Source organism: Fictibacillus sp. 18YEL24, assembly GCF_015903855.1.
GTDB lineage: Bacteria > Bacillota > Bacilli > Bacillales > Fictibacillaceae > Fictibacillus > Fictibacillus phosphorivorans_C.
This window is the reverse complement of the sequence record NZ_JACZDT010000002.1, coordinates 84,361-107,934: the sequence shown is the minus strand read 5'-3', so window position 1 is coordinate 107,934 and position 23,574 is coordinate 84,361. Positions and strand designations below refer to the sequence as shown.

The following is a 23,574-nucleotide window of genomic DNA, read 5'->3' as shown; positions in this document are numbered from 1 at the left end:
AGGAGCCATCCTGAAGGATAGCCCACTTTTTCATAAAATAATCTTACATATATTCAAGTTTTAACACATTCAACTTTTGATTCGTCTCTCGTTCGATGATCTGCAGCAAACGACGGTCTTTTTGCGCAACGAACGTAACTGCAAGTCCTTTTCCGCCAGCACGCCCAGTTCTACCGATTCGATGAATGTAGCTTTCAGCATCGAGCGCGATGTCGTAATTAAAAACATGTGTTACACCGTCAACATCCAGACCACGTGCTGCTACATCCGTAGCTACTAAAAACTGAATCTCTCCTTCACGAAACCGCCTCATCACATCTTCTCTTTTCGCTTGAGAAAGATCACCGTGCAGTTCATCAGAATTGTAACCCATATTCTGCAGAGCTTCGTTCAACTTGCTTGCTCTTCTTTTCGTTCGGCAAAAAATGATCGCTAGATAAGGACGCAGCAGTCTGATCGTTTGAACAAGGTCATTCTGCTTCCCTCGATCTGTTGTTTCCACGATTCGCTGACGAATTTCCTTTAACGTTATCTGTTTTGTTTTCACATGAATATCTTGAGGATCGTTTGTATACGTTTCAGCTAGCTTTTTCACTTCATCAGGCATCGTCGCTGAAAAAAGTAACGTTTGACGATCCTCAGGCACCTCATACATGATGTCTTCAATGTCATCTAAAAATCCGATGTGAAGCATCTGATCCGCTTCATCTAGTACGAACGTTGAAACATGAGATAAGTCGATCGTCTCTCGTCGAATATGATCGAGCAGTCTTCCAGGTGTTGCGACAACAACATGTACCTTGCCCTCTAACTTGTGCATCTGCGCGATCACGTCCTGCCCACCGTAGACAGCGAGCACGTTGATCTCACCGAGAGCTTCAGTAAGTTTGCGTACTTCAGCTGTGATCTGAATGGCAAGCTCACGCGTCGGTGCAACGATCAACCCTTGAACCGCATCACGTTCAGCATCAACTTTTTGCAGAAGAGGAAGCACGAAAGCAAGTGTCTTTCCCGTACCGGTTTGAGCTTGTCCCACGACATCCTTACCTTCTAAGATGACAGGAATCGTTTCCTTTTGAATAGGCGTTGGTTCACCGATTCCGTTTTGCAGCAAAATATCTATCAATTCATCATGAATACCTAATTCCTTAAAGCCCATCTATTTTTTCCCCAATTTCTTTACTTTTTCTGTGCAGCTTTCCATTGCGGCTAATACTGCACCACGAAAGCGTTCTTGCTCTAGCGTTGCGACAGCTGCAATCGTTGCTCCACCCGGAGACGTTACTTGATCTTTTAACTCACCTGGATGTTTTCCTGTTTCAAGCACCATTTGGGCTGCTCCTAAAACTGCTTGTGCCGCTAAACGATAGGATTGATCGCGTGACAAGCCTTGAACGACGCCTCCGTCTGACATCGCTTCAATCATCATGTACACGTAAGCCGGTGAAGAGCCGCTGATCGCAGGAATCGCATCCATCTGAGATTCTTTGATCACCTCTACTTTTCCGAAGCTGCCTAACAACTTCTCAACCGTTTGTAGATCATCATCCGTAATCTCATCATTAACCGAAACAGCCGTCATACCTGCCCCGACAAGTGATGGTGTGTTCGGCATCGTCCGTACCACTTTCACTTGTTTGCCGAACGCCAGCTCAACATCTTCTGTTGTAATCCCCGCTGCAATCGTTACGATGATCGCATCAGATTTTACGAATTCCTTTACCTCTTCAATTACTTCAAGATAGGAATATGGCGCTACAGCAAGAAACAGCACGTCAGCCGCTTTTGCAACATCACTGTTTGACGAGAATGTGTGGATACCAAATTGCTTCTCGACATAAAGACGAGTCTTCTCCGTTCGCATACTCGCAATGATCTGATCAGGGCTGATTAAACCGGAACTGATCATACCTCCTGCCATCGCCTGCGCCATCTTTCCAAACCCGATAAAACCTATTTTTTTTTCCATACTCTATGCACTTCTTTCTATCTTTTATAAAGGGAATTGTTCAATTATACAGAATACTCATACCGATAGCTTTACCTTTAGTAAACCACAAATACATATGGCGTGTGAAATGGATGGAGAGGTTAACACTCAAAGAATGGCTTATAAAAAAGAATATTTCATTTCCGAGCTGAACTCCATTAAACTAGGATTAGAGCATAACGTACATAAGGAGGATTTTGATATGACAGATAAAATCGTAAATTACTTAAAAGAAAATCGCGACACACATTTAAAAGAGTTAACCGACTGGCTTGCTGTTCCAAGTGTCAGTGCACTTCCTGAACACAAAGAAGACGTTCGAAAAGGAGCAGAGTGGATCGCAGATAGCCTTACGAATGCAGGAATGGACAACGTGAAAATCTATGAAACAGACGGACATCCTGTTGTTTATGGAGACTGGTTAAAAGCAGAAGGTAAGCCGACTGTACTCGTGTATGGCCATTACGATGTTCAGCCTGTTGATCCGATCGAGCTATGGGAATCTCCACCTTATGAAGCTACCATTCGTGATAACAAACTTTACGCGCGCGGAGCTTCAGATGACAAAGGTCAAACGTTCATGCACGTAAAAGTTCTACAAGCCATACTGCAATCAGAAGGTACACTGCCTCTTAACTTCAAGTTCTGTATCGAAGGTGAAGAAGAGATCGGGAGTCCAAGCCTTCCGAAGTTTATCGAGGAAAATAAAGATTTACTAGCGGCAGATGTTATCGTTATTTCTGATACGGGTATGCTAGACCGCGGAAAACCAGCAATCTGTTACGGCCTTCGCGGCATGTGTGCGATGCAAGTAGATGTTACAGGACCAAACAGTGACCTGCATTCCGGTCTTTATGGTGGAGCCGTCCAAAATCCATTACACGCGATTACAGAGCTTCTTCAATCATTCCGCGATGAGAACGGCCGTATTCTAGTAGATGGCTTTTATGATAATGTACAAGAATTAACGGAAGAAGAAAGAGAAGCGTTCCGCGCACTTCCTCTAACAGAAGAAGCTCTTAAGAATCAGCTTGGCGTTACAGAGCTCACAGGCGAAGAAGGTTACTCTCACATCGAACGTACGTGGGCACGCCCTACTTTAGAGTTAAACGGTATTTGGGGAGGGTTCCAAGGTGAAGGAATCAAGACTGTAATCCCTGCAAAAGCACACGCAAAGATCAGCTGCCGACTCGTGCCAAACCAAGAGCCGGATGAAATCATCGAAAAAGTAAAAGCGCACATTGAAAAGCATAAGCCTGCAGGCATTGATGTGAAGGTTACTCTGTTTGATAAAGGAGCTCCATACGTAACGCCGTTCGATCACCCAGCCATCCAAGCGGCGGCACGTTCTTATGAAAAAGTGTACGGTGTACCAACAGCGTTCACACGTGGCGGCGGATCGATTCCAATCGTAGCAACGTTCGATCAAATGCTAAATATCCCAGTCGTATTAATGGGCTTCGGACTCTCAACAGAGAACTTCCATGCACCAAACGAGCACTTCCATCTCGAAAACTTCGACAAAGGCATGGAAACACTAGCAGACTACTGGTTCGAACTCGAAAAATCCATCCAAAAAGAAACAACAACAAGATAAAACAGATAAAGCTGACAGGAAAGTTACTTAGGTAAACTTTTCTTGTCAGTTTTATTATTTTATACGTGTGACTGAAACAAGGGCTCATCTCTTGAATTTGTTTTTTGATTGTTAGACACCTTTGCTAGTTGATTGGAGTGTAGGGAGCGAGACTCCTGCGGGACAAGCGGGCAGTCCGAAGAGTGGAAATGGCTCGTTTAGCCCCGACCAGCAAAAGTTAAATGGGCTATGAAGGCGCACTTTGCCTTCTTGACCGTTAAACTTTTGACCTCGAGGGGCTAGCCATTGCAACTAGACAGGTGAGACCCTTAGGGCGCAAAGTGGCAAGGGGCTCACCGCCTGCCCCGCGGAAAGCGAAGCACCCGAAACGGAGATCAACTACTTACAAAACAACCTGTTTATCCATATAACCATTTTTCCCCTAACAGTTTCCCCTGAGACCTTTTCGTTTTCACCCCTCAATGTGATATAATCAACCAATCACAACAAAGAAACGGAGAGTATAAACATGCTTTCATTTGAAGATAAAATTGCTTTAATCGAAGAAAACTTCCCAGAGCTCGACATGCACGAGGTATCCCTTGGCCGCTTGAACTTCCATTTTGAAGAAAGTGTACAAGACAAAAAAATCGTCGTGTACCACCTTCACCCGAACGGAAACGGCTTCGTGTATGGCGGACACCTGCCACAAAGCGTAAAGAACGACAAAGGCTATGTGAACATCCGAGACTACGAAGCAGAAGAACTGATTGCTTTAATCCAAGACTCCATGGAGTTCTTATCAAAGAAACACGGCTGGCAGCAGCCGAAGAAAGATCGTTCTGATGACGAAGAACGTAAAGAAGAACACTGGTACAGCCACAGCCATGAGGAGATTCGCCTCGTAGGAGAAGATGGCATGTGGTTCATCTTTGATGAAGATGATGCACTAGAAGCTGCATTTGAAACATATGCAGAAGCAGAAGGTTATTTAAAAGAAGCAGATTTTAAAAAGAAAAAATAGAGGTGACTAAGATGGCTGAGGAGAAAAAGAAGTTAAGCTTTCAAGAAATCGCAAAGCAACGTTTAGCTGAGAAGAAAGCACAGCAATCAGGCGGATCATTCAGCAAGGGTCCTGTTAAAGTGGCCAACCAGTTAAAAAACCAACAAACAAAAAAAGCAAACAACCAAGCGCGGAGAACAGGTGTTTAATGCATCGTAAGCGAGCAAATATCACCCCTGGTCTTTCCGTGAACGTAATCTTAAAAGCAGATCAGCGTTCTGGCAAGAAAACAAAAGGTATCGTAAAAGATATCTTAACGAACTCACCTACTCATCCACACGGCATCAAGGTACGCCTTGAAGACGGTCAAGTTGGACGAGTCATTGACATTCTGAATGCATAACCACGAAAACGGTCACCACCTCGGGACCGTTTTTTCTGTACATGGAATACATTGGATATCCGTATACTAGTTGATAGATTTTTTTAAAAGGAGATCACTTCATGAACATAGATTCTCTAAAAAAACGAATTGATGTTAGTACAAAAAGAATGCCAGCAGATGTTGTAATAAAAAACGGGAAAATCATTGATGTGTTTAATCTTGAAGTCATGGAAGGAGATGTTGCGATCGTTGATGGGTATATTGCCGGTATTGGTGAGTACGAAGGAAATGAAACGATTGATGCAGCGGGTAAATTTATATCCCCTGCTTTCATCGACGGTCATGTGCACATCGAGTCATCTATGGTAACGCCGGCAGAGTTCAGCAAAGTGCTGCTCGCACATGGTGTTACAACTGTTATAACGGATCCTCATGAGATCGGTAACGTTTCAGGAGTTGAAGGTATCTCCTTTATGCTGAATCACTCTGAAGGGCTTCCTCTGGACGTCAGAGTGATGCTTCCTTCATCAGTTCCTGCAACTCCTTTTGAGAACGCAGGTGCTGTTTTAAAAGCATCTGATTTAGAACCCTTTTTAACTCATCCACGTGTCCTCGGTTTAGCGGAAGTCATGGATTTTCCTGCTGTTTTTAGAGGGGATGAGGATATGCTTCAAAAAATCGTTTCTACAGCTGATCAAAACAAAATGATCGATGGCCATGCAGCAGGATTAGACGCTAATGGCATCAACGTCTATCGCTCCTCACTGATTACGACAGACCACGAATGTTCGACGAAGGAAGATGCACTAGATCGAATCTCTCGAGGGATGTTCGTGTTAATACGTGAAGGATCTGTAGCCAAAAATTTAAGAGCGCTCATAACAGCTGTAACACCGAAAAACGCTCGTCGCTTTTTATTCTGTACAGATGATAAGCACCTGGATGATTTAGTAGCGGAAGGAAGCGTAGATCATAACGTGAGGGTCGCTATTCAAGAAGGCATGGATGCTCTGCAAGCAATCCAGCTCGCAACCTTGAACGCAGCAGAATGTTACGGTTTAAAAGAAAAAGGCGCTGTCGCTCCAGGTTACAAAGCAGACTTTCTTTTGCTTGAGAATTTGGATTCCATTGTAATATCCGATGTTTTTGTTGGAGGAAAATTGGTTGCTCAGAACGGGAAGTACAAAGGATCAGAATCTAGAAGCGCACAGCCTCCAGCCGCTTTAACAAAGTCCGTAAACATGACAATGATAGATTCCGAAAAGCTTTCTATTCCTATAACCGATGGTAAGCCCATGCATGTGATCGAAATCATCCCGAATCAGATTGTTACCAAGAAGAAAGTTTTTGCGGCAACAGCAGAAAACGGAGAATTCATACCATCTATCACGAACGATTTAATAAAAATGGCTGTGATCGAACGCCACAACAAGACTGAAAACATTGGTCTAGGAGTGGTAAAAGGCCTTCTTATCCAAAACGGAGCGATTGCTTCAACTGTTGCGCATGATTCACACAATTTAGTCGTTGCAGGTACGAATGATGAGGATATGCAAGTCGCGATAGAAGCTATCAGCAAGATGCAAGGCGGCTATGTGATCGTGAAAAACGGAGCAGTGCTCGCATCTGTCCCGCTTCCCATCTCCGGGTTGATGTCAGATCGACCATTTATAGAAGTCAACGACCAAATCATTCATCTAAAAGAAAAGTTAAAGGAGATTGGATTCAGCGGAGATTTTGATCCGTTCCTGACCCTATCCTTCTTAACACTTCCTGTAATTCCGGAAATCAAGCTGACAGATCTTGGTCTCTTTGATTTCAAAATCTTTCAGCATATCCCTGTGCAGGCAGAATAAAGCGTTACACGAGTGAATGGTTGAAGGCATAGATAACAGCTTGCGTACGATCTTGTACATCCAGCTTGCTCAATATGTTACTCACATGTACTTTGACTGTTTTTAAAGCGATGAACAGATCATCTGCAATTTCTTGATTGGTCTTTCCTTTCGTCATCAACAGAAGAATCTCCATCTCGCGCGCAGTCAGCTCTTCATGTGGCTCGCGCGTTTGTTTTTTACGCATCTTGCTCATCATCTTCCCGGTTACTTCGGGTTCAAGAACAGATTTACCATGATACGTATCGCGAACAGCTTGAGCGATATCACTCGCTTTTGACGTTTTTAACATATAACTAGACGCACCCGCCTCTAGTGCCGGATATACTTTTTCATCATCAAGAAAACTTGTAACAACGATGATCTTCGCTTCTGGCCATGCCGTTGTTATCTCGCGTGTTGCTTCGATTCCATCCATCTCATCCATAACAAGATCCATTAAAATTACGTCCGGTCTTAATGCTAGTGCCTTCTCTATGGCAACTTTTCCGTTCTCCGCTTCATCCGTTACTTCTATATCAGGCTGCGCAGAAAGGTAAGCCGATACCCCAATACGCACCATCTCATGATCATCCACTAATAATACTTTGATCATTACCCTCATCTCCCGCTTTCAAAATAGGTACTTTTACTTCAAGCCGCGTTCCTTCGCCTGGCAAACTCACAATCTTAAGTGTACCGCCAATTTCTGCTGCCCGTTCATGCATGTTTTGAAGTCCATAGGAACCAGTTTTTTCTTGATCCATCTTAAAGCCTACACCATCATCTTCAATGCGGAGGATAATCAGATCATCTCTTTGGACGAGCAAGATCTGCGCTTTATTTGCCTGTGCATGCCTTAAAATGTTCGACACCGACTCTTGAAGAATACGAAACAGGTGATCTTCTACTCCTTTTGCAAGAGGAATCGTTTCAATCTTCCATTTTAGTTCGATCGGTACTTTTTGCAGAAGCTCCTGTAGAAGCTCTTCCATCCCTTTCTGCAATGATTTCCCGTTTAATGCTGCAGGACGTAGGTGCAGAAGCAGTGCCCTCATCTCAAGCTGTGTTTGATGAATCGTTTCTTCTACAAGCTTTAACTGTTTAGTTTCACGTGAGTCTTCTTCTCTTCGCGTTTCATTTACAGCCGACATGATCATGCTTGCTGCAAAAAGCTGCTGCGAAACAGAGTCGTGTAGTTCCCTCGCCAAACGATTTCTTTCTTGGGAAATAATCTCTTGGATTCGTTTCTCTTGATCAACCGCTTTTTCAGTAGCCATCTTCTGAGACTGACGAATCTTTTCCCCTAATTGCTTTTGAATACCTTCCATTCGCTTCTTAATCGTTCGTAATTCAAGACTCCTGACTTCTTTCATGTCTACTTGCCTGCCGTCTTCAATAGACTTCAGTGTACGATTGATGGAGTTTAGTTGTTTACGAGAGGTGATGCCTGAATTTAAGCCAAAGAAAGCTCCCATGATAAACACTAAAAAAGGCAAGACGAAAGCTAAAGGGATATCAAGTAAGTTCTTCTGTAATAAAAAATCCCAGTTATCGATCGGAAATGTAGTGTATACGATCGAACCTAATAGAATTGCTACAGCAAATGCAGCTACGATACCGGAGAACATATGACGTAAAACAGTACTCATACCCGTTTCACCTCCAGACTGCCGGCAAACATACTTGTAACAATTTTTATTCTTTTCTCAGCCTCTCCATACCCTTTCGTTCGGTAAAAAAGCGTCTGATTGAACAGCTTAGATTCACTTCGGTCAAAAATTCTTGAATTCCCCATGATCATAGAATGGCTGACTGCTGCCTCCATCTCATAAGGAACATAGATCGTGATATTTCCGATCGTACCACGGATCAGAATAACGGATTCCCCATCAGGTAAAATGGTCTGGTTCAAATCAATGATCGTATCACCAGGACCACATTGGATGTTAATATCGTTCCATTCATACACATGCTCTGGTGTTTGTTGAGTGCCTAGAAAGATGTTTTTTAACAGTGTTTCTTTTTTGTATACATCATCTTGTGACATAGTTGGAACCTGTTCGAACTGAGGCGTCACGAAAACTGGATTTTGTTTAGATTGATAAAATTCATAAATCACATAGATAACGAATGCTACTAATAAAAGCTTAAAAGTGAACATGCTTAAAACGTTCATGACTGCGATAAAAACACCGAGCCAGAACATGATCTTGCCGGAGCGCTTCGGCATTCGTTTTCGTCCAAAAAACAAGAGTGCAGCACTAAATAAAAGAGAAAATAAGATTCCTCCTCCGTTTAAGGTCGCTTCTAGTAACACCAAGACCACCGCTAATAAAAGCCCCCAACTTATGAAATCACTTCTTTTCCGATTCAGCATCTGCACTCACTCACTTTCTGTCATAAACGAGGTAAAAGGCGCAGCAATTTGCGCCTTGTCTCTTATTTTATCGTATCACATACTGCCTTAAACGGTAGTAGATGATTCTTCCTTTTTCCAATCTTTTTCAAGTTTAGCTAGCTTCGCGTCCATTGAACTTGCTTGATAATCAGCGTTTACTTTCTGTTCAAGACGATCCATATAATGTTCAAGCTCATCAAAACGGAAAGCCGATTTTTTCATGGATTGAGACGGATCGATTACACGGTCCATCTTCTGGTGAGCACGTGCTACATTTTCACGTCCCATCAATTCCATACGTTTGATCTGCATATCTTTTAGCTTATGTTTCATCTGCTCATATTTTTGTTCAAGCTCTACAAGATCCTTTTCTGCTTGAAGTGTCGACTCCTTTAAGTTCGCTGCACGTAATGCATGCTGTTCTTTTTCTTGAGCTGCGAATTGATACAGCTCTTGTTCATTCGCTTGTTGAGCAATTTCTGCCTGATGCGCACGCTTAGCTGCTCTTGCCTCGGCTTCTTCCATCTCACGTACGAACTGATCTTTTAATAGCTGTTGACGTTCTACTAACTTATGAGCTTTGTTCACCTCTAACTCACACTGCCTTAAATATTGGTTCAGAAGAGATAACGGATTCTTATCCTCTTTTTGATCTAAAAGCTCATGTACATCTGCTGAGATTGAGTTTTTGATGCGTTCAAATAAATTCATAATGATTCGCTCCTTTTAACGTTTGTTTTTAGCTATTTTTAAGTTTTGCCCATTCTCTTTCAAAGTTGGTGAAAGGGTCATTATTGTCGTTCTCATCTAATACCGCTGATTGGTTCCATTTCTTATAGACCACGTAAAGAACATAGATCGCGACAGCACCTAATATGGCAGGAAGGTTGCTAACGGATACACAGAGTCCTACTACCGATAGAGCACCCCACCAAAATTTCTTTCCTCCACTTTGCGCAGCCATCGCCTTCTTAAATGCGTAATACATGACAGCCAGACCGATTGCAAGACCAACCATCGGGCCAAGATTTGCGATTAAAACGATTGCTGCAATTCCTCCAACTACAAGCAAGCCTAATTTTTTCATATTGGCTTCCTCCTTTCGTATCTTTAGCTTACCTCCCTCAGCATTTTCTCAAAACTGGCCGTAGCTGTATCTTTAGATAAGCCTCGAGGCGTAGTGGGGTCTGACCCCACACAAATACAAAAACCCCGCTTTGTACAAGCGGGGTGGACACTAATATAATTTCAATCCATATCTCTTCAGACTAGTATTGGTTTTTAGTACCAGATTCCACTTCTTTCTTCTTTGCATACGCTGAGAAGATAAATTGTAAGGGGTGGATAGTTTTGAAACACAATGATTGCGGAGATGGCTTTCAACCTTTTGTTAGCCCTAATCCTAAGACGACTTTTAATCCAATTCAAGTTTCACCAACCATTGATCAAAGTTCATTTTTAAGTCCATTTACAAGCGTAATCGGGGATGTAAGGATACAAGAGAACGTATATGTCGCACCACTGGTGAGTATTCGCGCAGATGAAGGAACGCCATTTTATATCGGCTCTGATACGAACCTTCAAGATGGCGTCATTCTTCATGGATTAACGAATCAGTTCGTCAAAGTTGATGGCCGAAAGTATTCCATTTTTATCGACAATGAAGTATCTGTTGCACATGGTGCTCTCATTCATGGGCCGTGTTTTATTGGAGAAAAAGTATTCGTAGGCTTTAAGGCGATCGTTTATAACGCTACGGTGGAGAAAGGAAGCTTTATTTCCTACAATGCAGTAGTAACGAACGGAGTGCGTATTCGGAAGAATCGGTTCGTCCCGCCTGGAGCATATATTGATTCTCAAAAGAAAGCCGATGCACTCTCCCGCGTACCTACTGACGTAAAAGAGTTTGCACGCGGCGTACAGCTAGTGAATCAGGAGTTCCCAGCTGCTTATCATCTTTTGTTCGGTGATTCTCGTTGTTCTTGTGGATTGGCTTATAACAATAACAGCAGCGAAGAAGAATCTGATTAAGAACAGGATTAAACAAGGTAAGCAGCTTCTGGTCAAACACACTTTAACCTCGCTACTTACCTTGTTTCTTTTTTCTCGTATCTGTTAAGAACGTGTACCCATTACAGGAGATTGATCTACTAAGAAATAATCCGGTTCAAAAGAACCTTTCTCCAGCTTTTCCTTCACCACTTGGGGATACAACACATACTCATTTAAGTTTTCCAACGGAACCCATTTAAAGACAAGTCGATCTGCTTCTAACACCGTAAATTCCTCACCATTATGAAACGGTAACGGGTTTTTTGCTGTGATTTTAAAATATAATCCAACCTCGTGAATCTCTTTTTCTGCATATGTAAAAAAGTTTTCAACTGTCCATAAGAAACCATTAACTTTTACGTTCAAATCCAGTTCTTCTTTCATTTCACGCTTCAAACTTGTCTGCGCATCTTCACCAAGCTTCACGCGTCCCCCAGGTAAAGACCAATTTGTTTCTGTTTTCGCTCGATGCAGGAGCACTCGGCCTTCTTTAATCAATACACCAGCCACACGGTAATTAAAAACTTGATGTTCCACATGAAACACTGCGTCCATTTTATCTTCCCTCTTTTTGTTAGCTCCTTATTTTACCACTTCGAGCATTTTCAGTGAAAGCCGTTCCATTTACCGTTACACTAATAAAAAATACGAAAATAAGGAGTTTGAGAAAATGTCTGTATATGATTTTTCAGTTGAAACGATCAAAGGCGAGAAAACCAACTTAGATACTTACAAAGGCGATGTGCTTTTAATTGTAAATACAGCCAGTAAATGTGGTTTTACCCCACAATACAAAGGCCTTCAATCCATTTATGAGAGCCATAAAGAGCAAGGGTTATCTGTTCTTGGTTTTCCATGTAACCAATTCGGAGCGCAAGAACCAGGATCAAGTGACGAGATTATGGAGTTCTGCGAGTTGAACTATGGCGTTAACTTTCCGATGTTTGCAAAAGTTGACGTAAACGGCGACCAAGCGCATCCTCTTTTTAAATACTTAGCAGCTGAAGCACCTGGCATCTTAGGATCTAAAGCGATCAAATGGAATTTCACGAAATTTTTAGTAGACCGAAACGGACAAGTTGTAAAGCGCTTCGCCCCAACGGACAAGCCTGAAACCATTGAAAAACATATACAAGAACTTTTATAGCATCTAAAAAAGCTGTTCAGAGAAACGAATCTCTGAACAGCTTTTCTTTTAAAACATAAGGTGTGCCATTCCCACAACAATCGGAAGTGAGATGAATGTGCGCAAGAAAAAGATAATAACTAATTCTTTAAAGTTAACAGGAATCTTTGAAGCTAGCAGCAATCCGCCAACTTCAGACATATAGATTAATTGGATGACTGACATTGCCGCGATTACGAAACGAGTCAGTTCGCTCTCAATTCCTGCTCCGATGATAGAAGGAAGGAACATATCTGCAAATCCGATTACAATCGTCTGTGCTGCATCTGATGCATATGGAACTTGCAGGAACTCTAAGATCGGAACAAAAGGTGCTCCCAGGTATGTGAAGAAAGGTGTGAACTCTGCTACCATCAGTGCAGATGTTCCGATCGCCATTACGATTGGAACAACCCCCATCCACATATCAAGGACGTTCTGAAAACCTTCTCTTACTAACGGTGCCGCTTTTTTATTTTGATCAGCACGTTCAACCGCCTTTTTAAGACCAAATCGAAAAGGTGTCTCACCTTCTGGAATCACTTCATCGGCTACATTTTCTTTTGCGCCCTCATAATACGTATCAGGCTTTCGAGACAGTGGCGGGATGCGCGGGATAATAATCGCACATACAAGCCCTGCTAAAACGACCGTTAAATAATATGGAACGATCATGTGAGCCAGATCTACTTGAGCAAGAACAACAATCGCGAACGTTATGGATACGACAGAGAACGTTGTGCCGATAACAGCTGCCTCTCGCTTCGTATAATAGCCCTCTTCATACTGTTTGTTTGTTAAAAGAACGCCGATTGTTCCATCTCCAAGCCATGATGCTAAACAATCGATAGAAGAACGTCCAGGCAGTTTAAATACAGGTCGCATCACTTTTACGAGTAGCGCACCACAAAGTTCTAACAGCCCGAAGTTGAATAACAGCGGTAAGAACAGTCCTGCAAATAAGAACACGGAAAACAATACAGGAATCAAATCAAAGAGTAGAAGCTGGCCTGTATTTTCAGACCATACGGCTTCTGGCCCAAGCTTGAACAACGTCATCACAGCAAAAATTAGCCCTATTACACGAATCAATTGCCATACGATATTAACGTTGAACAATGTATTTAGAAACGGTTGATTTACAATGGCTTTAGGCTTAAAAAAGAATGTGCCTAAAGAGCCTACGACCGTAATCGCTATAATAGCTGTCATGATTTTCGGGATATGTGCACCTATTCCATCCTGCAACATTCCTGCTAAAATCGCTACAGGAATGGTAATTTCCCCATCATATGAGATAGGAATCATAAATAAAAATATACCAATCAAAGACGGAACAATAAATTTAATCAAACTAGAGAAATTTGTTCGCTTCATTTCATAATCCATTTGTTGCTTTGGTAAACCCATAATCTTATGCCTCTCTTCCTACGATGTAAAGCGCTTTCATACACTTTCCATTTCCAAGTATATGTTTATTCTACAATTTTCGCAATATTGTAAGAAATGCTAGAATTCTTATAAAATACTAGTTTTTCTTTCCTTTTATACTAAATTTCTAAACCTTTTTTCAGATCGCTAAGCTCGTCATCCCTTAAATACCGCCACTTTCCAGGTTCCAATGCATAAAGATGTATATTCATAATGCGTATACGCTCTAACTTCTCCACTTCATACCCGAGCGTTTTACACATACGCCGAATCTGCCGGTTCAGTCCTTGCGTTAGTGTGATGCGAAAAACATATTTGCTTACGAGCTCTGTTTTCGCAGGTTTTGTTATTGAATCCAAAATGAAGACGCCTTGAGCCATTTTTTGGAGAAACAACTCGGTAACAGGTTGATCGACCGTCACTTCATATTCTTTCTCATGACCATAATCCGCCTGCGAGATCCGATTGGCTAACTCTCCATCATTCGTTAATAAAATCAAACCTTGAGAAGCTTTATCTAATCTTCCAACAGCAAATACGCGCTCTGATAGATCAATATACTCTAGAATATTTCCATCAATTTCAGGATTAGATGTGGTCGTTACTCCCACTGGTTTATTAAAAGCGAGGTAGACCGCTGACGTTTTTTGAGGAATGATTTTTCCATCGATAAGGACAGTATCTGTCTCATGTACAAAACTATCTTTATTGGCGATCTCTCCATTTATAGAAATCCGGTCATTCTTCAATAGCCGATTTGTCTCTCTTCTAGAGCAAAAACCCGTTAAACTAATATATTTATGAATGCGCATGCTAATCCTCACTTCAACGTTGTGAATATGCACAACGATTTATAATTATAACTCCAAATGAATATAATTTCGATAGTTTTTATAAATATCCATTATTTTTCACTTCTCTATTCATACTACCATTTTTATTTAAAGCGTTTATGCATGCTTTAATCTGTAAAAAAGGACAGCAAAAACTTTTTTAGTGAAATCCTTTTCAACTCTCTCGCTGAACTTGTACTATGGAGGAAGTAAAGGGAGGTCATTTTAAAATGGAACTTAGAGTATTATCAGAATCAGAATTTGAAAAATCCATTCAGCTTTCTCAATATGCTTTTCAGTACATCGTAAAGAAAGAAGATCTGCCAAAACGGTATGAAATGATGAAGAGACAAGAAATCTGGGGAGAGTTTGAAAACGAAGAGCTTATTTCTAAGCTTCATATTCACTCTTTGGAAATCTCTATTGAAAATCAACGGTTTCCGATGGGTGGAATCGCAGGTGTAGCCACTTGGCCAGAGCATCGCCGAAAAGGATCGGTCACCCGTCTATTACAACAAGCACTTTTAAGAATGAAGGAGAATGGTCAAAGCATCAGCTTGCTTCACCCTTTCAATATCCAGTTTTATCGCCGTTTCGGCTGGGAACTCACAGCCTCAGTGAACAAATATACACTCAATAAAAGTGACCTCGTGCGATATGAAGATGTCCCTGGAACCATTTCCAGGTTAACCGAGAAGGACGGAAATGAGTTACTAAATACGGTTTACGAAGGTTGGTTCCGTACATACAATCATCTGCTTGCTCGTTCAGACTATTGGTGGAACAATCATGTGTTTACAGAAGGCTATAACCGGATCCTCTATAAAGATGAAAACGGAGAACCTAAGGGATACCTATGCTGCAAGGTCGCAGATAAATTGCTGGACGTTCAAGAGTTTGTATATGTTAGCGATGACGCACGGCGTGCTCTATGGAATTTCATCTGTCAACACGATTCGATGGTAGACAAAGTGAAAATTATCGCACCATCTAATGATCAGCTTCCGTTTTTATTGAACAATCCACGGATCCACCAAGAGCACTACCCATACTTCATGGCACGTATTGTGGATGTAGAAAGCTTTCTAAAGCAATATCCGTTCAAAAACGTAGAAGGTAGACTTACACTATCCATTACAGATGAAAAAGCTGAATGGAACAACGGTACGTTCACAATCGATGCAAATGGCATCACGAGGGAATCAGAGACTGTATCAGAAGCATTAGCTATGGATGTACAAACGCTGGCAGCAGCACTTCTAGGCTCACAAAAGCCCCAGTTTCTATTTTCATGCGGAAAAATCAAAGGTAACCAAGAAAACACTGAACGATTTGAAGAAATTATTACAAATAAGCCCGCAGCTTTCCTGGATTTCTTTTAATAAGTTACTGCTAAAAGTCAGTGGCTTATAGATGTTTTTTCTCATCTGTTGCATGTTGATTGTAGCGGAAGGTTGCTGACTCCTACGGGACGAGCGGGCAGGTGGAGACTCCTAATGGCGCAAAGCGGCAGGAGGCTCACCGTTCGCCCCGTGGAAAGCATGCAACCTGGAGCGGAAATCAACTACTTTCAAGCACAGCCTTTTCAAAAGCCTTATCCATCATCGGATAAGACTATTTTAATTCAGCATGTTTCAGGGAAAACTGAGAGGGAAAAGGATAAGTAGACCCTTTTTCTAAAATAGGAGGTAATCATTCATGAGTGACAAAACAGATAAACAAAAGCAATCAGAAGACATCGCAGAGAAAAACTTTGAACTTGATAAGAAAAACAAATCAAAGACAGACAAGGAATTAGAAACCGTTCACGAGCAGATCAACGATACATTTAATCAAGGTACGATTGATCAAAAAGAACAGAACAAAAAAGAAAAAAAGGATAAATAGCAAACAAAAGCCTCTCATTCCCGAGAGGCTTTTTTCTTATGATGTTCTAAATGAGTCTGGAAACTGCTTCATGATGCCATTCGTTATTTCATCGGCAAACATCACCATATGGTTCTTGTTCTTATCAAAGATCGCAATCTCTCCAGCATAATCTTTTTTAAGCCTTGCAACAGCTTCATCACTTACATACTTCAAATGTGTGTAAAGCATTTCTTTGACTTGTTGCTCTGACCAGTTTGGATTCGCCTTACTCATAAATTTGGCTATATCATCTGCGTTACGATACCAGTTTTTATTAATTGTCGCCGCTTTTGCCGTATCGCCTTTTTTCACGGCATCCACCAATTGGCCTGCGATCACAATGTGCTCTGTTAATAATTTTCCGAGTTCGTTCCCGGCTTTATCTCCATAATACGGCTTGATCGAGTTACCAATATCGGTTTGATTCTGTAATAGTCTCTTTAACACAGCCTCTTGATCTTTGGCTCCTTCAGTAGCGCTTACAATGTAACTTCTCGTCCAATAAACATGGTCTTTCCACAGTCTTCTTTGCAACGAATACAGATCAATCGCATTCTGGTTAAAACACGGTCCCTGCACTCTTTGTTTTGTCTTTGCTTCAGCTGATAAGGGTAAACCAAAAACTGGAAAAACCATAGCAAGCACCATAATCATGCTTAATATTTTTCTATACATATGAACTCTCCTTCATGTTAGTTTCTTATGTAGTTTGTATCGAGTTCATCATTTCATTCCTAAGATACAAAAAAGAACAGTGAACCTTAGGCTCACTGTTCTTTCATCCTTATAGTTGACGGTTCCAATGGCGATGAACAGAAATAGCTTCCGTAAAGTTCTGTACGAAATCGTCTTTTCCATCTCCACTAACAACACCAGGCTGTCCGGTCAGTTCTGCTTCATTCAGCCACTGCTGACCTTCATGAGTACCACCAATCGGTTTAAAGTGCGCAAAGGCTTCATTAACGAAGTGCAGAGCATTTTTCTTAAACGCCGCATCATTACTTCCACCTATTACGTAGATCGCATCAAAGATAACCGACGTTGCCGTCAAGAACGTATGCATGATCTCTAGTTCTGATCCATCAGCCGCTGTGCGCTTACCTAACTTATCGCTGATACATTCACCCTGAATACCACTGTCTTTTAACGATTGCAAAATCTCTGCCACTTCACCACTCACAGTAGACCCAACAATTACCCCTACTTTTCTTGTTTTAGAGCTTTTAACCGTATTTAGCTGGCTAAGCGCTGGTGAAGACTTCGTAACGGAAGACTCTTCTCCTTGAGGAGGTACCGCATCGATCGCTTCTGCAAAAGCAGTCGCAAGCTCCAGGCTCACGTTGCCAAACATATCTACGACTTGTTGTTGTACAGATTTGCTCTTCACTTTACCCAGCTCAAAACTAAAAGCGTTCTTTAGATGCTGTTTTTCCGGCTCGCTCATACTGTTCCAGAATAGAGTGGCTTGAGAGAAATGATCTTTAAAGCTCTCGCTTCTGCCTCTGATTTTTCTTCCGTCTACTTTTTCTTGATAATGAACATATCCGCCATCTGCTTCTGGAGTAGGTGACGGCGTATTCGCTGCAAGTGAATTCTTGTGATAGCTCACTTGCCCTCTGTTAATCGTATGTCGTGAAATTCCGTCACGCTGATTGTTATGAAACGGACAAACAGGTCGATTGATCGGAAGTTCATGAAAGTTTGGTCCTCCAAGACGAGAAAGTTGTGTATCTGTATAGGAGAACAAGCGTCCTTGTAAAAGTGGATCGTTAGAAAAATCAATTCCAGGTACAACATGTCCCGGATGGAACGCTACTTGCTCTGTTTCGGCAAAAACGTTATCCACGTTACGGTTCAACGTCATCTTGCCGACAATTTTTACCGGCACATCCTCTTCTGGCCACAATTTCGTCGGATCTAGAATATCAAAATCAAAGTTAAATTCATCTTCTTCCGCAATGATTTGTAATCCTAGTTCATATTCTGGGTAATCCCCATTTTCAATTGACTCCCAAAGATCTCTGCGGTGGAAATCCGGATCTTTCCCGGAAATTTTTTGTGCTTCATCCCACACGAGTGAATGTGTTCCTAAGACTGGCTTCCAGTGAAATTTTACAAAATGCGCTTTACCTTCGTCGTTCACAAGTCTGAACGTATGAACGCCGAACCCTTCCATCATACGAAAGCTACGTGGAATCGCTCGGTCAGACATCGCCCACATCACCATATGCGCCGACTCTTGGTTGTTGGCTACAAAGTCCCAAAACGTATCATGAGCGCTTGCTGCTTGCGGCATCTCGTTATGAGGCTCAGGTTTTAACGCATGAACGAGATCGGGAAACTTGATTGCATCTTGAATGAAGAAAACCGGAATGTTGTTTCCAACAAGATCGTAGTTTCCTTCTTCCGTATAAAATTTCGTTGCAAAACCGCGCGCGTCACGCACCGTTTCAGCGGATCCACGTGAACCTGCTACGGTTGAAAAACGGACGAACGTAGGTGTTTTTTTAGAGATATCATTTAAAAAATTCGCTTTAGTAAATTCTCCTAAAGACTCATATAATTCAAACTCACCATGAGCTGCGAATCCACGAGCGTGTACGATACGCTCAGGAATTCGTTCATGATCAAAGTGAGTCATTTTTTCCCGAAAATGAAAATCTTCCATAAGTGTTGGACCACGTTCTCCCGCTTTTAGCGAGAATTCGTCTTCAGCAACTTTTAACCCTTGATTGGTCGTTAACTTTTTGCCTTTGTCATCTGCACGATACTGTTCCAGCTGTTCATTCTTGCTGTTGCCGTTCACTTTGTTCTGATCGCTCATATAACTAATCCTCTCCATTATGTATTTTCACATCTCAAAGAGACCTTTCCCTACCTGTGTTGGAAACAAACTGATTTTTTATAAAAGTTCTAGTCCTTCAAAGGGAGAATAGTTACTGTTTCGTGTACCGAAACTGAACGTTACATATACCTATATGGGTATTCAACTCGTTCAATCCAGAAGTTTTGGAACGCAATCCAGAAATTTCGGCTGTTTATCCACGAGATTAGTTGCTCAATCCAAAAGTTTTAATGGTTTATCCGCAAGTTTACAATCCTCGACAAATTATGCATCTTAATTTCTCTTACATACCCCGTAGCATGAAAGCTCACTTTTATAAAAAAAACGCAGCTGAGGATTCAGCTGCGCTTTCTAGTTACTTATTCATATGTGCCAGAAAATCCCCAAGCAGATCTTCCATTTCCTGCTCCGGATTTTGTGTTTCTTCTTTTTCTTCAGGCTCATCTCGCTTTGCACTGTTCCAATCGAATTGACTTAGATCATCATCGTCAAAGTCATCGGTTGATTGTTCGGTCTCAACTGGATTTTCGTACTGATCCAATGAATCCTCTTCGCGCTGTATGTCTTCCTGTAGATATAGAGCCTGATCAATATCGGTTGCGTTGCTGTTTAAAGCCGCCAGTAAAGATGCTGTTCTTACAGGATTGGATATGAGCTGATACAAGATATTGCCTAACAAGGCCTCTGAATGTTCATGCTTTAACCAATCACGCTGCATCTTACTTAAATTTTTCGGCAACGGTATCGTAATCGTCTCTCGATCTCTTTGGATGTCTTGTCCCACACCTTGAAGAACATACTCTGAGATCTTGCTCGAAAAATTGCGCCTTTCCGTCTCTTTCAGCTTTTGAAGCTGCTTGATGACGTGATCTGGGGTGTCAGAGGGGATACGAAAAGCAATCGTTTTACCTCTTGTAATCTCATTGGATGCTTTTTTGTCCATTTCATCACCCTTGCTTAAGCTTTAACGGCTTTTTTGTCTTTATCCTCGCTCTTTTTCTCTTTAGGCGCAGTTCTTCTTAAGTGATCAGAGATCAGCTTATAATAAGCGTTTGCCATCATCCAGATGCTTTCTTTTTCATCTTCAAAAAAGTCGATGTTGTAGCCATCCAGGTTATTGTTTAACGTTTTAATATAATCTTTAAGTACCGCAGATCCTCCACCTACAAAATAGCAGATTTCAGTTTGCGAATTCTTTTGCCAAACGTTGCGAAGAAGACGGTATTGCTTTTTCGCCAGGTCTACTAAAATGCGGTCCGTGATGTCATGAACACTCGTACGGCTACCACGAACCATGATGTGGTTGCGGTTCGTTTTTTTCGTAATGATATCTACTACATCACGTCGGCTGTCTAATTCCACACCATGTTTAGAGCGGATTTCTTCTCTAATTTGTTCTAGCGCTTCAGAAACACCAAGGTTAAATCCTTGAGCTTTATCATCATCAACGTTTCTATTTTTTATAACTGCGATATCTGTAGACAGGCCGCCGATATCTTGAATCAGAATAGGCTTGTCGATCAGATCTTTATTCGTAATATTTAAATCGTTATCCATAACAAGGTTAATAAAAGCAGCAAAACCTTCAGGATACACTTTCACTTCTTCAAACTTTAAGTTTACTTTAATTCCTTGATACTTAGGCGTTACTAAGAATTCTACTTGGTGAACAGAACCTAGTAATTTTGAACGATATCCAGCATCCTTACCTTCCTTCACTTCGCGTAGAGGAAGGCCTGTACCTAAAATATAGCTTGTATCAATCACATTGTTGTTTTTTGTAAATGTTTTAGCATTATCTTCATTTACAGCATCAAGAGCTAATGCTGCAAAAAGCATGATCAATGTTTGATCTTCTTCTGATTTACTGCTTCCTGGATCTAATTCAGTAGAGTTATCGCTCTTAGCAGCAAGCTGACCTACACGATAAATGACATTGTTTTCTTTTAGGGCAGGGGAGTGAACTCTAATATGTATGCCTTCTAAAGGATCTTTGCTGTCTAACTCCTCAATCCCGATTACAGGACGATCCTCAATATCTCTAGCAATTACGTTAGGGATGTTTAATTCATGTTCTAATGTACCGAAAATTCCTTTTAGTGAATCGTTACCTACATCAACTGCAGCAATTCTAGAATTACTCATGGGCGTACATCCTTTCTTTTTTCAAATCTTTATTTTGTTGCTATATAAATAGATTAGAGGGTTAATTGAAATTAAACAATGCCTATTTTTCTTTTTAATACATTTGTAAACACGCAAACATTTTCTGTAAACTTGTAAACATAGTTGCAAACAAACCATTTAATATGGGACAAACCCTTATACACCAACAAGTAAACAGTATTGTAAACTTGCAAACATATAAGCAAACAAATGTAAACGTATTTGTAAACTTGCAAACATATTTGTTTACATCCAAAATTAGGTTGTCAAAATACCTCTCCCCCACTCCTTTAACATGCTGATTATTATATTTTAGATAGGGAAATCATGAATTATAATCTATTTATTTAAAGCCGAGGTGATCGTTTAATGATTTCACTTAATAAACATCATGATCCACTCACTAATAAAAACTTAATCGCACAAATGAGAAAAAAGTATGCTCGTACAGAATCTATTGATTTAAATACTTCAGAGAATCTATTCAAAGACTCATTAAAAAAATATAAAAAACGTAGCAGAAATTCTTTAGAATGGTTCAAATATGCAACAAAAAGTTTGGTAATAAAAAAGGCTCGCTACAAAGACGTCGATACAACTGATTGGGATAAAGATGAACAAGATCATATCTATCCAAGATGGATCTCGAAGTTAAATGAGCAGTACGAGATGCTTTATCGTTATATAAAAGAGGAAGTAAACGTATTAGACTATGGAGCTGTTGGGGACGGAATAACCGATAATACAGAGGCTTTTAAAAAAGCAATCGGAAAAGGAAGAGTCATTGTACGTATTCCAGCAGGAAAATTCATAACAAAAGGCATCAAATTGCCTTCGTGGACGATTCTTTTAGGGGAAGGAAAACGTAAAACGACCCTACAACTGCATGATGATTGTCCTAAAGCAGAATGGCTGATCACAAATAAGAACCATTTTAAAGGTAATCGAAACATAGCCGTAAAAGGAATGACACTCGATTGGAACCTAGAACGGCTAGATTCCGAAGAAAAAACGAGTGCAGGAAACAATCGATCAAGCTGTTTAACCTTCGCTAATGTCACTTATGGCTGGATGTTTGATCTAGAAGCTATTAATCCAGGGTTGCACGGGTTTGATGTGTCTTCTTCGCTATATACTTACCTCGGGGACGGTACTCGTTCAAGAGGAGGAAGTAAATACATCTGGTTAGACAATCTCAATGGCTACGGCTTTGGTGATGATGGTATTACCACACACCACAGTGAGTATATCTTTATTTCCAATTCCCATATGAGTGATCCAAGCGGAAGGTCCCATAAGAAAGGATTCTCGAACTCTAATGGCATTGAAATCGATGACGGTTCTCATAATGTTTGGCTTCTGAACAACTCAACAGCACGCTGCTTTGGAGGCATTGAGATTAAAGCACATCATAACGCTTCTGCCGCTACAAATGTACACATCTATGGTCATTTATCTGTAAATGATAACCGATCCTACAATTTTCGTCATATCGGCCATCATAAGGATATAGATCCTGAATCGAAAACAGCTCATCATATCTCAGCAACTAATCTGTTTAGCATCGCGCCTATTTTTACAGAGCTCTATAAAGATTCCACTCCTCGTGGCCTCGTGATATCAGGTTATAATCATGTTGTGATTAATGGTTTAACCGTCCTAGGTGATCGCACATATAACTATGAAGGTAATCCGGTGATTGCCATTCAATATCGTGCTCACAACATAGTTCTGAACGATGTTGTCGTAAAAGATTTTACAACCTCTGGACCTGCTGTAAAAGTATACGGAGGACCTCATCGCCCCAATGATGTAACATTGAAAGGCATTCGCTGCGATCATTTTTTTACAAAAGTGATAGATATTGCTTCAGACATCGAGCAAGCACTGGCTGAAGAGGTCGTTATTGAAAAAGAGACATCTAGCAGTACGTAGATGTCTCTTT

General features: G+C 41.1%; 25 protein-coding genes. 11 read left to right on the top strand and 14 right to left on the bottom strand.

The genetic code is table 11. The features are described from left to right. Nucleotides 1-43: 43 nt before the first annotated feature. Both HU823_RS06010 and proC read right to left on the bottom strand, forming a co-directional pair. Nucleotides 44-1,159 carry a DEAD/DEAH box helicase gene (locus HU823_RS06010; RefSeq protein WP_197221447.1) on the bottom strand — a complete coding sequence of 372 codons (1,116 nt, stop codon included), beginning with the start codon at nucleotides 1,157-1,159 and terminating at the stop codon, nucleotides 44-46. Next, nucleotides 1,160-1,969 carry a pyrroline-5-carboxylate reductase gene (gene proC / locus HU823_RS06005; protein ID WP_197221446.1) on the bottom strand — a complete coding sequence of 270 codons (810 nt, stop codon included), beginning with the start codon at nucleotides 1,967-1,969 and terminating at the stop codon, nucleotides 1,160-1,162. A gap of 223 nt (nucleotides 1,970-2,192) precedes the next feature. Between proC and HU823_RS06000 the strand changes: the two genes are divergently transcribed. The 5 genes from HU823_RS06000 to ade all read left to right on the top strand — a co-directional run bounded on the left by HU823_RS06000 (nucleotide 2,193) and on the right by ade (nucleotide 6,810). Next, a complete protein-coding gene (locus tag HU823_RS06000; protein ID WP_197221445.1) occupies nucleotides 2,193-3,587 on the top strand; it encodes a dipeptidase in 1,395 nt (464 codons plus the stop codon). Nucleotides 3,588-4,095: 508 nt separating this feature from the next. Further along, on the top strand, nucleotides 4,096-4,590 hold the full coding sequence (locus HU823_RS05995) for a hypothetical protein (RefSeq protein WP_066399317.1): 495 nt from the start codon (nucleotides 4,096-4,098) through the stop codon (nucleotides 4,588-4,590). 11 nt (nucleotides 4,591-4,601) lie between these two features. Beyond that, a complete protein-coding gene (locus HU823_RS05990; RefSeq protein WP_171005587.1) occupies nucleotides 4,602-4,778 on the top strand; it encodes a hypothetical protein in 177 nt (58 codons plus the stop codon). Continuing rightward, a complete protein-coding gene (locus tag HU823_RS05985; protein WP_144696695.1) occupies nucleotides 4,778-4,972 on the top strand; it encodes a YwbE family protein in 195 nt (64 codons plus the stop codon). Before HU823_RS05990 ends, HU823_RS05985 begins: the two co-directional genes overlap by 1 nt. Before the next feature lie 101 nt (nucleotides 4,973-5,073). Further along, the gene (gene ade, locus HU823_RS05980; RefSeq protein WP_197221444.1) at nucleotides 5,074-6,810 is read left to right on the top strand and encodes an adenine deaminase; all 1,737 of its coding nucleotides are present in this window, start codon (nucleotides 5,074-5,076) and stop codon (nucleotides 6,808-6,810) included. A gap of 4 nt (nucleotides 6,811-6,814) precedes the next feature. Here the strand turns inward: ade and HU823_RS05975 are convergent, their stop codons facing one another. From HU823_RS05975 to HU823_RS05955, 5 genes are all read right to left on the bottom strand, one after another. Beyond that, nucleotides 6,815-7,444: a response regulator gene (locus tag HU823_RS05975; RefSeq protein ID WP_144696692.1), complete on the bottom strand. Its 630-nt coding sequence runs from the start codon at nucleotides 7,442-7,444 to the stop codon at nucleotides 6,815-6,817. Continuing rightward, a complete protein-coding gene (locus HU823_RS05970; protein ID WP_144696690.1) occupies nucleotides 7,419-8,480 on the bottom strand; it encodes a sensor histidine kinase in 1,062 nt (353 codons plus the stop codon). Before HU823_RS05970 ends, HU823_RS05975 begins: the two co-directional genes overlap by 26 nt. Continuing rightward, a complete protein-coding gene (gene liaF / locus HU823_RS05965) occupies nucleotides 8,477-9,208 on the bottom strand; it encodes a cell wall-active antibiotics response protein LiaF (protein WP_144696688.1) in 732 nt (243 codons plus the stop codon). Before liaF ends, HU823_RS05970 begins: the two co-directional genes overlap by 4 nt. An 87-nt stretch (nucleotides 9,209-9,295) precedes the next feature. Beyond that, nucleotides 9,296-9,940 carry a PspA/IM30 family protein gene (locus HU823_RS05960; protein ID WP_231607316.1) on the bottom strand — a complete coding sequence of 215 codons (645 nt, stop codon included), beginning with the start codon at nucleotides 9,938-9,940 and terminating at the stop codon, nucleotides 9,296-9,298. 28 nt (nucleotides 9,941-9,968) lie between these two features. After that, nucleotides 9,969-10,316, bottom strand: coding sequence for a flagellar basal body rod protein (locus tag HU823_RS05955; protein ID WP_144696684.1), 348 nt, complete (start codon nucleotides 10,314-10,316; stop codon nucleotides 9,969-9,971). A gap of 263 nt (nucleotides 10,317-10,579) precedes the next feature. On the opposite strand from HU823_RS05955, the gene HU823_RS05950 reads away from it, so the two are divergent. Beyond that, on the top strand, nucleotides 10,580-11,260 hold the full coding sequence (locus HU823_RS05950; protein ID WP_231607315.1) for a carbonate dehydratase: 681 nt from the start codon (nucleotides 10,580-10,582) through the stop codon (nucleotides 11,258-11,260). Nucleotides 11,261-11,344: 84 nt separating this feature from the next. On the opposite strand, the gene HU823_RS05945 is transcribed toward HU823_RS05950, so the two are convergent. Then, nucleotides 11,345-11,836: an NUDIX hydrolase gene (locus HU823_RS05945; RefSeq protein WP_197221443.1), complete on the bottom strand. Its 492-nt coding sequence runs from the start codon at nucleotides 11,834-11,836 to the stop codon at nucleotides 11,345-11,347. A 115-nt stretch (nucleotides 11,837-11,951) separates the two neighbouring features. Between HU823_RS05945 and HU823_RS05940 the strand changes: the two genes are divergently transcribed. Then, on the top strand, nucleotides 11,952-12,428 hold the full coding sequence (locus tag HU823_RS05940) for a glutathione peroxidase (RefSeq protein WP_144696678.1): 477 nt from the start codon (nucleotides 11,952-11,954) through the stop codon (nucleotides 12,426-12,428). Between the two features lie 48 nt (nucleotides 12,429-12,476). Here HU823_RS05940 and HU823_RS05935 read toward each other — a convergent pair whose 3' ends face one another. Together HU823_RS05935 and HU823_RS05930 are read right to left on the bottom strand one after the other, a co-directional pair. Then, nucleotides 12,477-13,856, bottom strand: coding sequence for a YjiH family protein (locus HU823_RS05935; RefSeq protein ID WP_228116108.1), 1,380 nt, complete (start codon nucleotides 13,854-13,856; stop codon nucleotides 12,477-12,479). A 140-nt stretch (nucleotides 13,857-13,996) separates the two neighbouring features. Next, the gene (locus HU823_RS05930) at nucleotides 13,997-14,689 is read right to left on the bottom strand and encodes a pseudouridine synthase (protein ID WP_197221442.1); all 693 of its coding nucleotides are present in this window, start codon (nucleotides 14,687-14,689) and stop codon (nucleotides 13,997-13,999) included. Between the two features lie 251 nt (nucleotides 14,690-14,940). Here HU823_RS05930 and HU823_RS05925 point away from each other — a divergent pair, with 251 nt between their 5' ends. The 3 genes from HU823_RS05925 (at nucleotide 14,941) to HU823_RS05915 (ending at nucleotide 16,597) form a co-directional block, all read left to right on the top strand. Next, the gene (locus HU823_RS05925; protein ID WP_197221441.1) at nucleotides 14,941-16,092 is read left to right on the top strand and encodes a GNAT family N-acetyltransferase; all 1,152 of its coding nucleotides are present in this window, start codon (nucleotides 14,941-14,943) and stop codon (nucleotides 16,090-16,092) included. Between the two features lie 114 nt (nucleotides 16,093-16,206). After that, entirely contained in the window at nucleotides 16,207-16,377 is a 171-nt protein-coding gene (locus HU823_RS05920; protein WP_197221440.1) for a hypothetical protein, read from the top strand. A gap of 31 nt (nucleotides 16,378-16,408) precedes the next feature. Next, nucleotides 16,409-16,597: a DUF4025 domain-containing protein gene (locus tag HU823_RS05915; protein ID WP_144696672.1), complete on the top strand. Its 189-nt coding sequence runs from the start codon at nucleotides 16,409-16,411 to the stop codon at nucleotides 16,595-16,597. Between the two features lie 36 nt (nucleotides 16,598-16,633). Here the strand turns inward: HU823_RS05915 and HU823_RS05910 are convergent, their stop codons facing one another. The 4 genes from HU823_RS05910 to HU823_RS05895 all read right to left on the bottom strand — a co-directional run bounded on the left by HU823_RS05910 (nucleotide 16,634) and on the right by HU823_RS05895 (nucleotide 21,608). Then, a complete protein-coding gene (locus HU823_RS05910) occupies nucleotides 16,634-17,293 on the bottom strand; it encodes a glycosyltransferase (protein WP_197221439.1) in 660 nt (219 codons plus the stop codon). 109 nt (nucleotides 17,294-17,402) lie between these two features. After that, nucleotides 17,403-19,442: a catalase gene (locus HU823_RS05905; protein WP_197221438.1), complete on the bottom strand. Its 2,040-nt coding sequence runs from the start codon at nucleotides 19,440-19,442 to the stop codon at nucleotides 17,403-17,405. Nucleotides 19,443-19,818: 376 nt separating this feature from the next. Beyond that, the gene (locus tag HU823_RS05900) at nucleotides 19,819-20,406 is read right to left on the bottom strand and encodes a hypothetical protein (RefSeq protein WP_197221437.1); all 588 of its coding nucleotides are present in this window, start codon (nucleotides 20,404-20,406) and stop codon (nucleotides 19,819-19,821) included. Between the two features lie 14 nt (nucleotides 20,407-20,420). After that, entirely contained in the window at nucleotides 20,421-21,608 is a 1,188-nt protein-coding gene (locus HU823_RS05895; protein ID WP_066399370.1) for a ParM/StbA family protein, read from the bottom strand. 390 nt (nucleotides 21,609-21,998) lie between these two features. Here HU823_RS05895 and HU823_RS05890 point away from each other — a divergent pair, with 390 nt between their 5' ends. Further along, a complete protein-coding gene (locus tag HU823_RS05890) occupies nucleotides 21,999-23,564 on the top strand; it encodes a glycosyl hydrolase family 28-related protein (protein WP_197221436.1) in 1,566 nt (521 codons plus the stop codon). Nucleotides 23,565-23,574 lie beyond the last annotated feature (10 nt).

Coding starts and splice junctions, on each gene's coding strand:
- HU823_RS05945 (WP_197221443.1), bottom strand. CDS start 11,836: ATGGACGCAGTGTTTCATGTGGAACATCAAGTTTTTAATTACCGTGTG.
- HU823_RS05995 (WP_066399317.1), top strand. CDS start 4,096: ATGCTTTCATTTGAAGATAAAATTGCTTTAATCGAAGAAAACTTCCCA.
- HU823_RS05985 (WP_144696695.1), top strand. CDS start 4,778: ATGCATCGTAAGCGAGCAAATATCACCCCTGGTCTTTCCGTGAACGTA.
- HU823_RS05900 (WP_197221437.1), bottom strand. CDS start 20,406: ATGGACAAAAAAGCATCCAATGAGATTACAAGAGGTAAAACGATTGCT.
- HU823_RS05915 (WP_144696672.1), top strand. CDS start 16,409: ATGAGTGACAAAACAGATAAACAAAAGCAATCAGAAGACATCGCAGAG.
- liaF (WP_144696688.1), bottom strand. CDS start 9,208: ATGCTGAATCGGAAAAGAAGTGATTTCATAAGTTGGGGGCTTTTATTA.
- HU823_RS05925 (WP_197221441.1), top strand. CDS start 14,941: ATGGAACTTAGAGTATTATCAGAATCAGAATTTGAAAAATCCATTCAG.
- HU823_RS05920 (WP_197221440.1), top strand. CDS start 16,207: ATGGCGCAAAGCGGCAGGAGGCTCACCGTTCGCCCCGTGGAAAGCATG.
- HU823_RS06010 (WP_197221447.1), bottom strand. CDS start 1,159: ATGGGCTTTAAGGAATTAGGTATTCATGATGAATTGATAGATATTTTG.
- proC (WP_197221446.1), bottom strand. CDS start 1,969: ATGGAAAAAAAAATAGGTTTTATCGGGTTTGGAAAGATGGCGCAGGCG.
- HU823_RS05930 (WP_197221442.1), bottom strand. CDS start 14,689: ATGCGCATTCATAAATATATTAGTTTAACGGGTTTTTGCTCTAGAAGA.
- HU823_RS05940 (WP_144696678.1), top strand. CDS start 11,952: ATGTCTGTATATGATTTTTCAGTTGAAACGATCAAAGGCGAGAAAACC.
- HU823_RS05905 (WP_197221438.1), bottom strand. CDS start 19,442: ATGAGCGATCAGAACAAAGTGAACGGCAACAGCAAGAATGAACAGCTG.
- HU823_RS05895 (WP_066399370.1), bottom strand. CDS start 21,608: ATGAGTAATTCTAGAATTGCTGCAGTTGATGTAGGTAACGATTCACTA.
- HU823_RS05990 (WP_171005587.1), top strand. CDS start 4,602: ATGGCTGAGGAGAAAAAGAAGTTAAGCTTTCAAGAAATCGCAAAGCAA.
- HU823_RS06000 (WP_197221445.1), top strand. CDS start 2,193: ATGACAGATAAAATCGTAAATTACTTAAAAGAAAATCGCGACACACAT.
- HU823_RS05955 (WP_144696684.1), bottom strand. CDS start 10,316: ATGAAAAAATTAGGCTTGCTTGTAGTTGGAGGAATTGCAGCAATCGTT.
- HU823_RS05910 (WP_197221439.1), bottom strand. CDS start 17,293: ATGTATAGAAAAATATTAAGCATGATTATGGTGCTTGCTATGGTTTTT.
- HU823_RS05960 (WP_231607316.1), bottom strand. CDS start 9,940: ATGAATTTATTTGAACGCATCAAAAACTCAATCTCAGCAGATGTACAT.
- HU823_RS05975 (WP_144696692.1), bottom strand. CDS start 7,444: ATGATCAAAGTATTATTAGTGGATGATCATGAGATGGTGCGTATTGGG.
- ade (WP_197221444.1), top strand. CDS start 5,074: ATGAACATAGATTCTCTAAAAAAACGAATTGATGTTAGTACAAAAAGA.
- HU823_RS05970 (WP_144696690.1), bottom strand. CDS start 8,480: ATGAGTACTGTTTTACGTCATATGTTCTCCGGTATCGTAGCTGCATTT.
- HU823_RS05890 (WP_197221436.1), top strand. CDS start 21,999: ATGATTTCACTTAATAAACATCATGATCCACTCACTAATAAAAACTTA.
- HU823_RS05935 (WP_228116108.1), bottom strand. CDS start 13,856: ATGGGTTTACCAAAGCAACAAATGGATTATGAAATGAAGCGAACAAAT.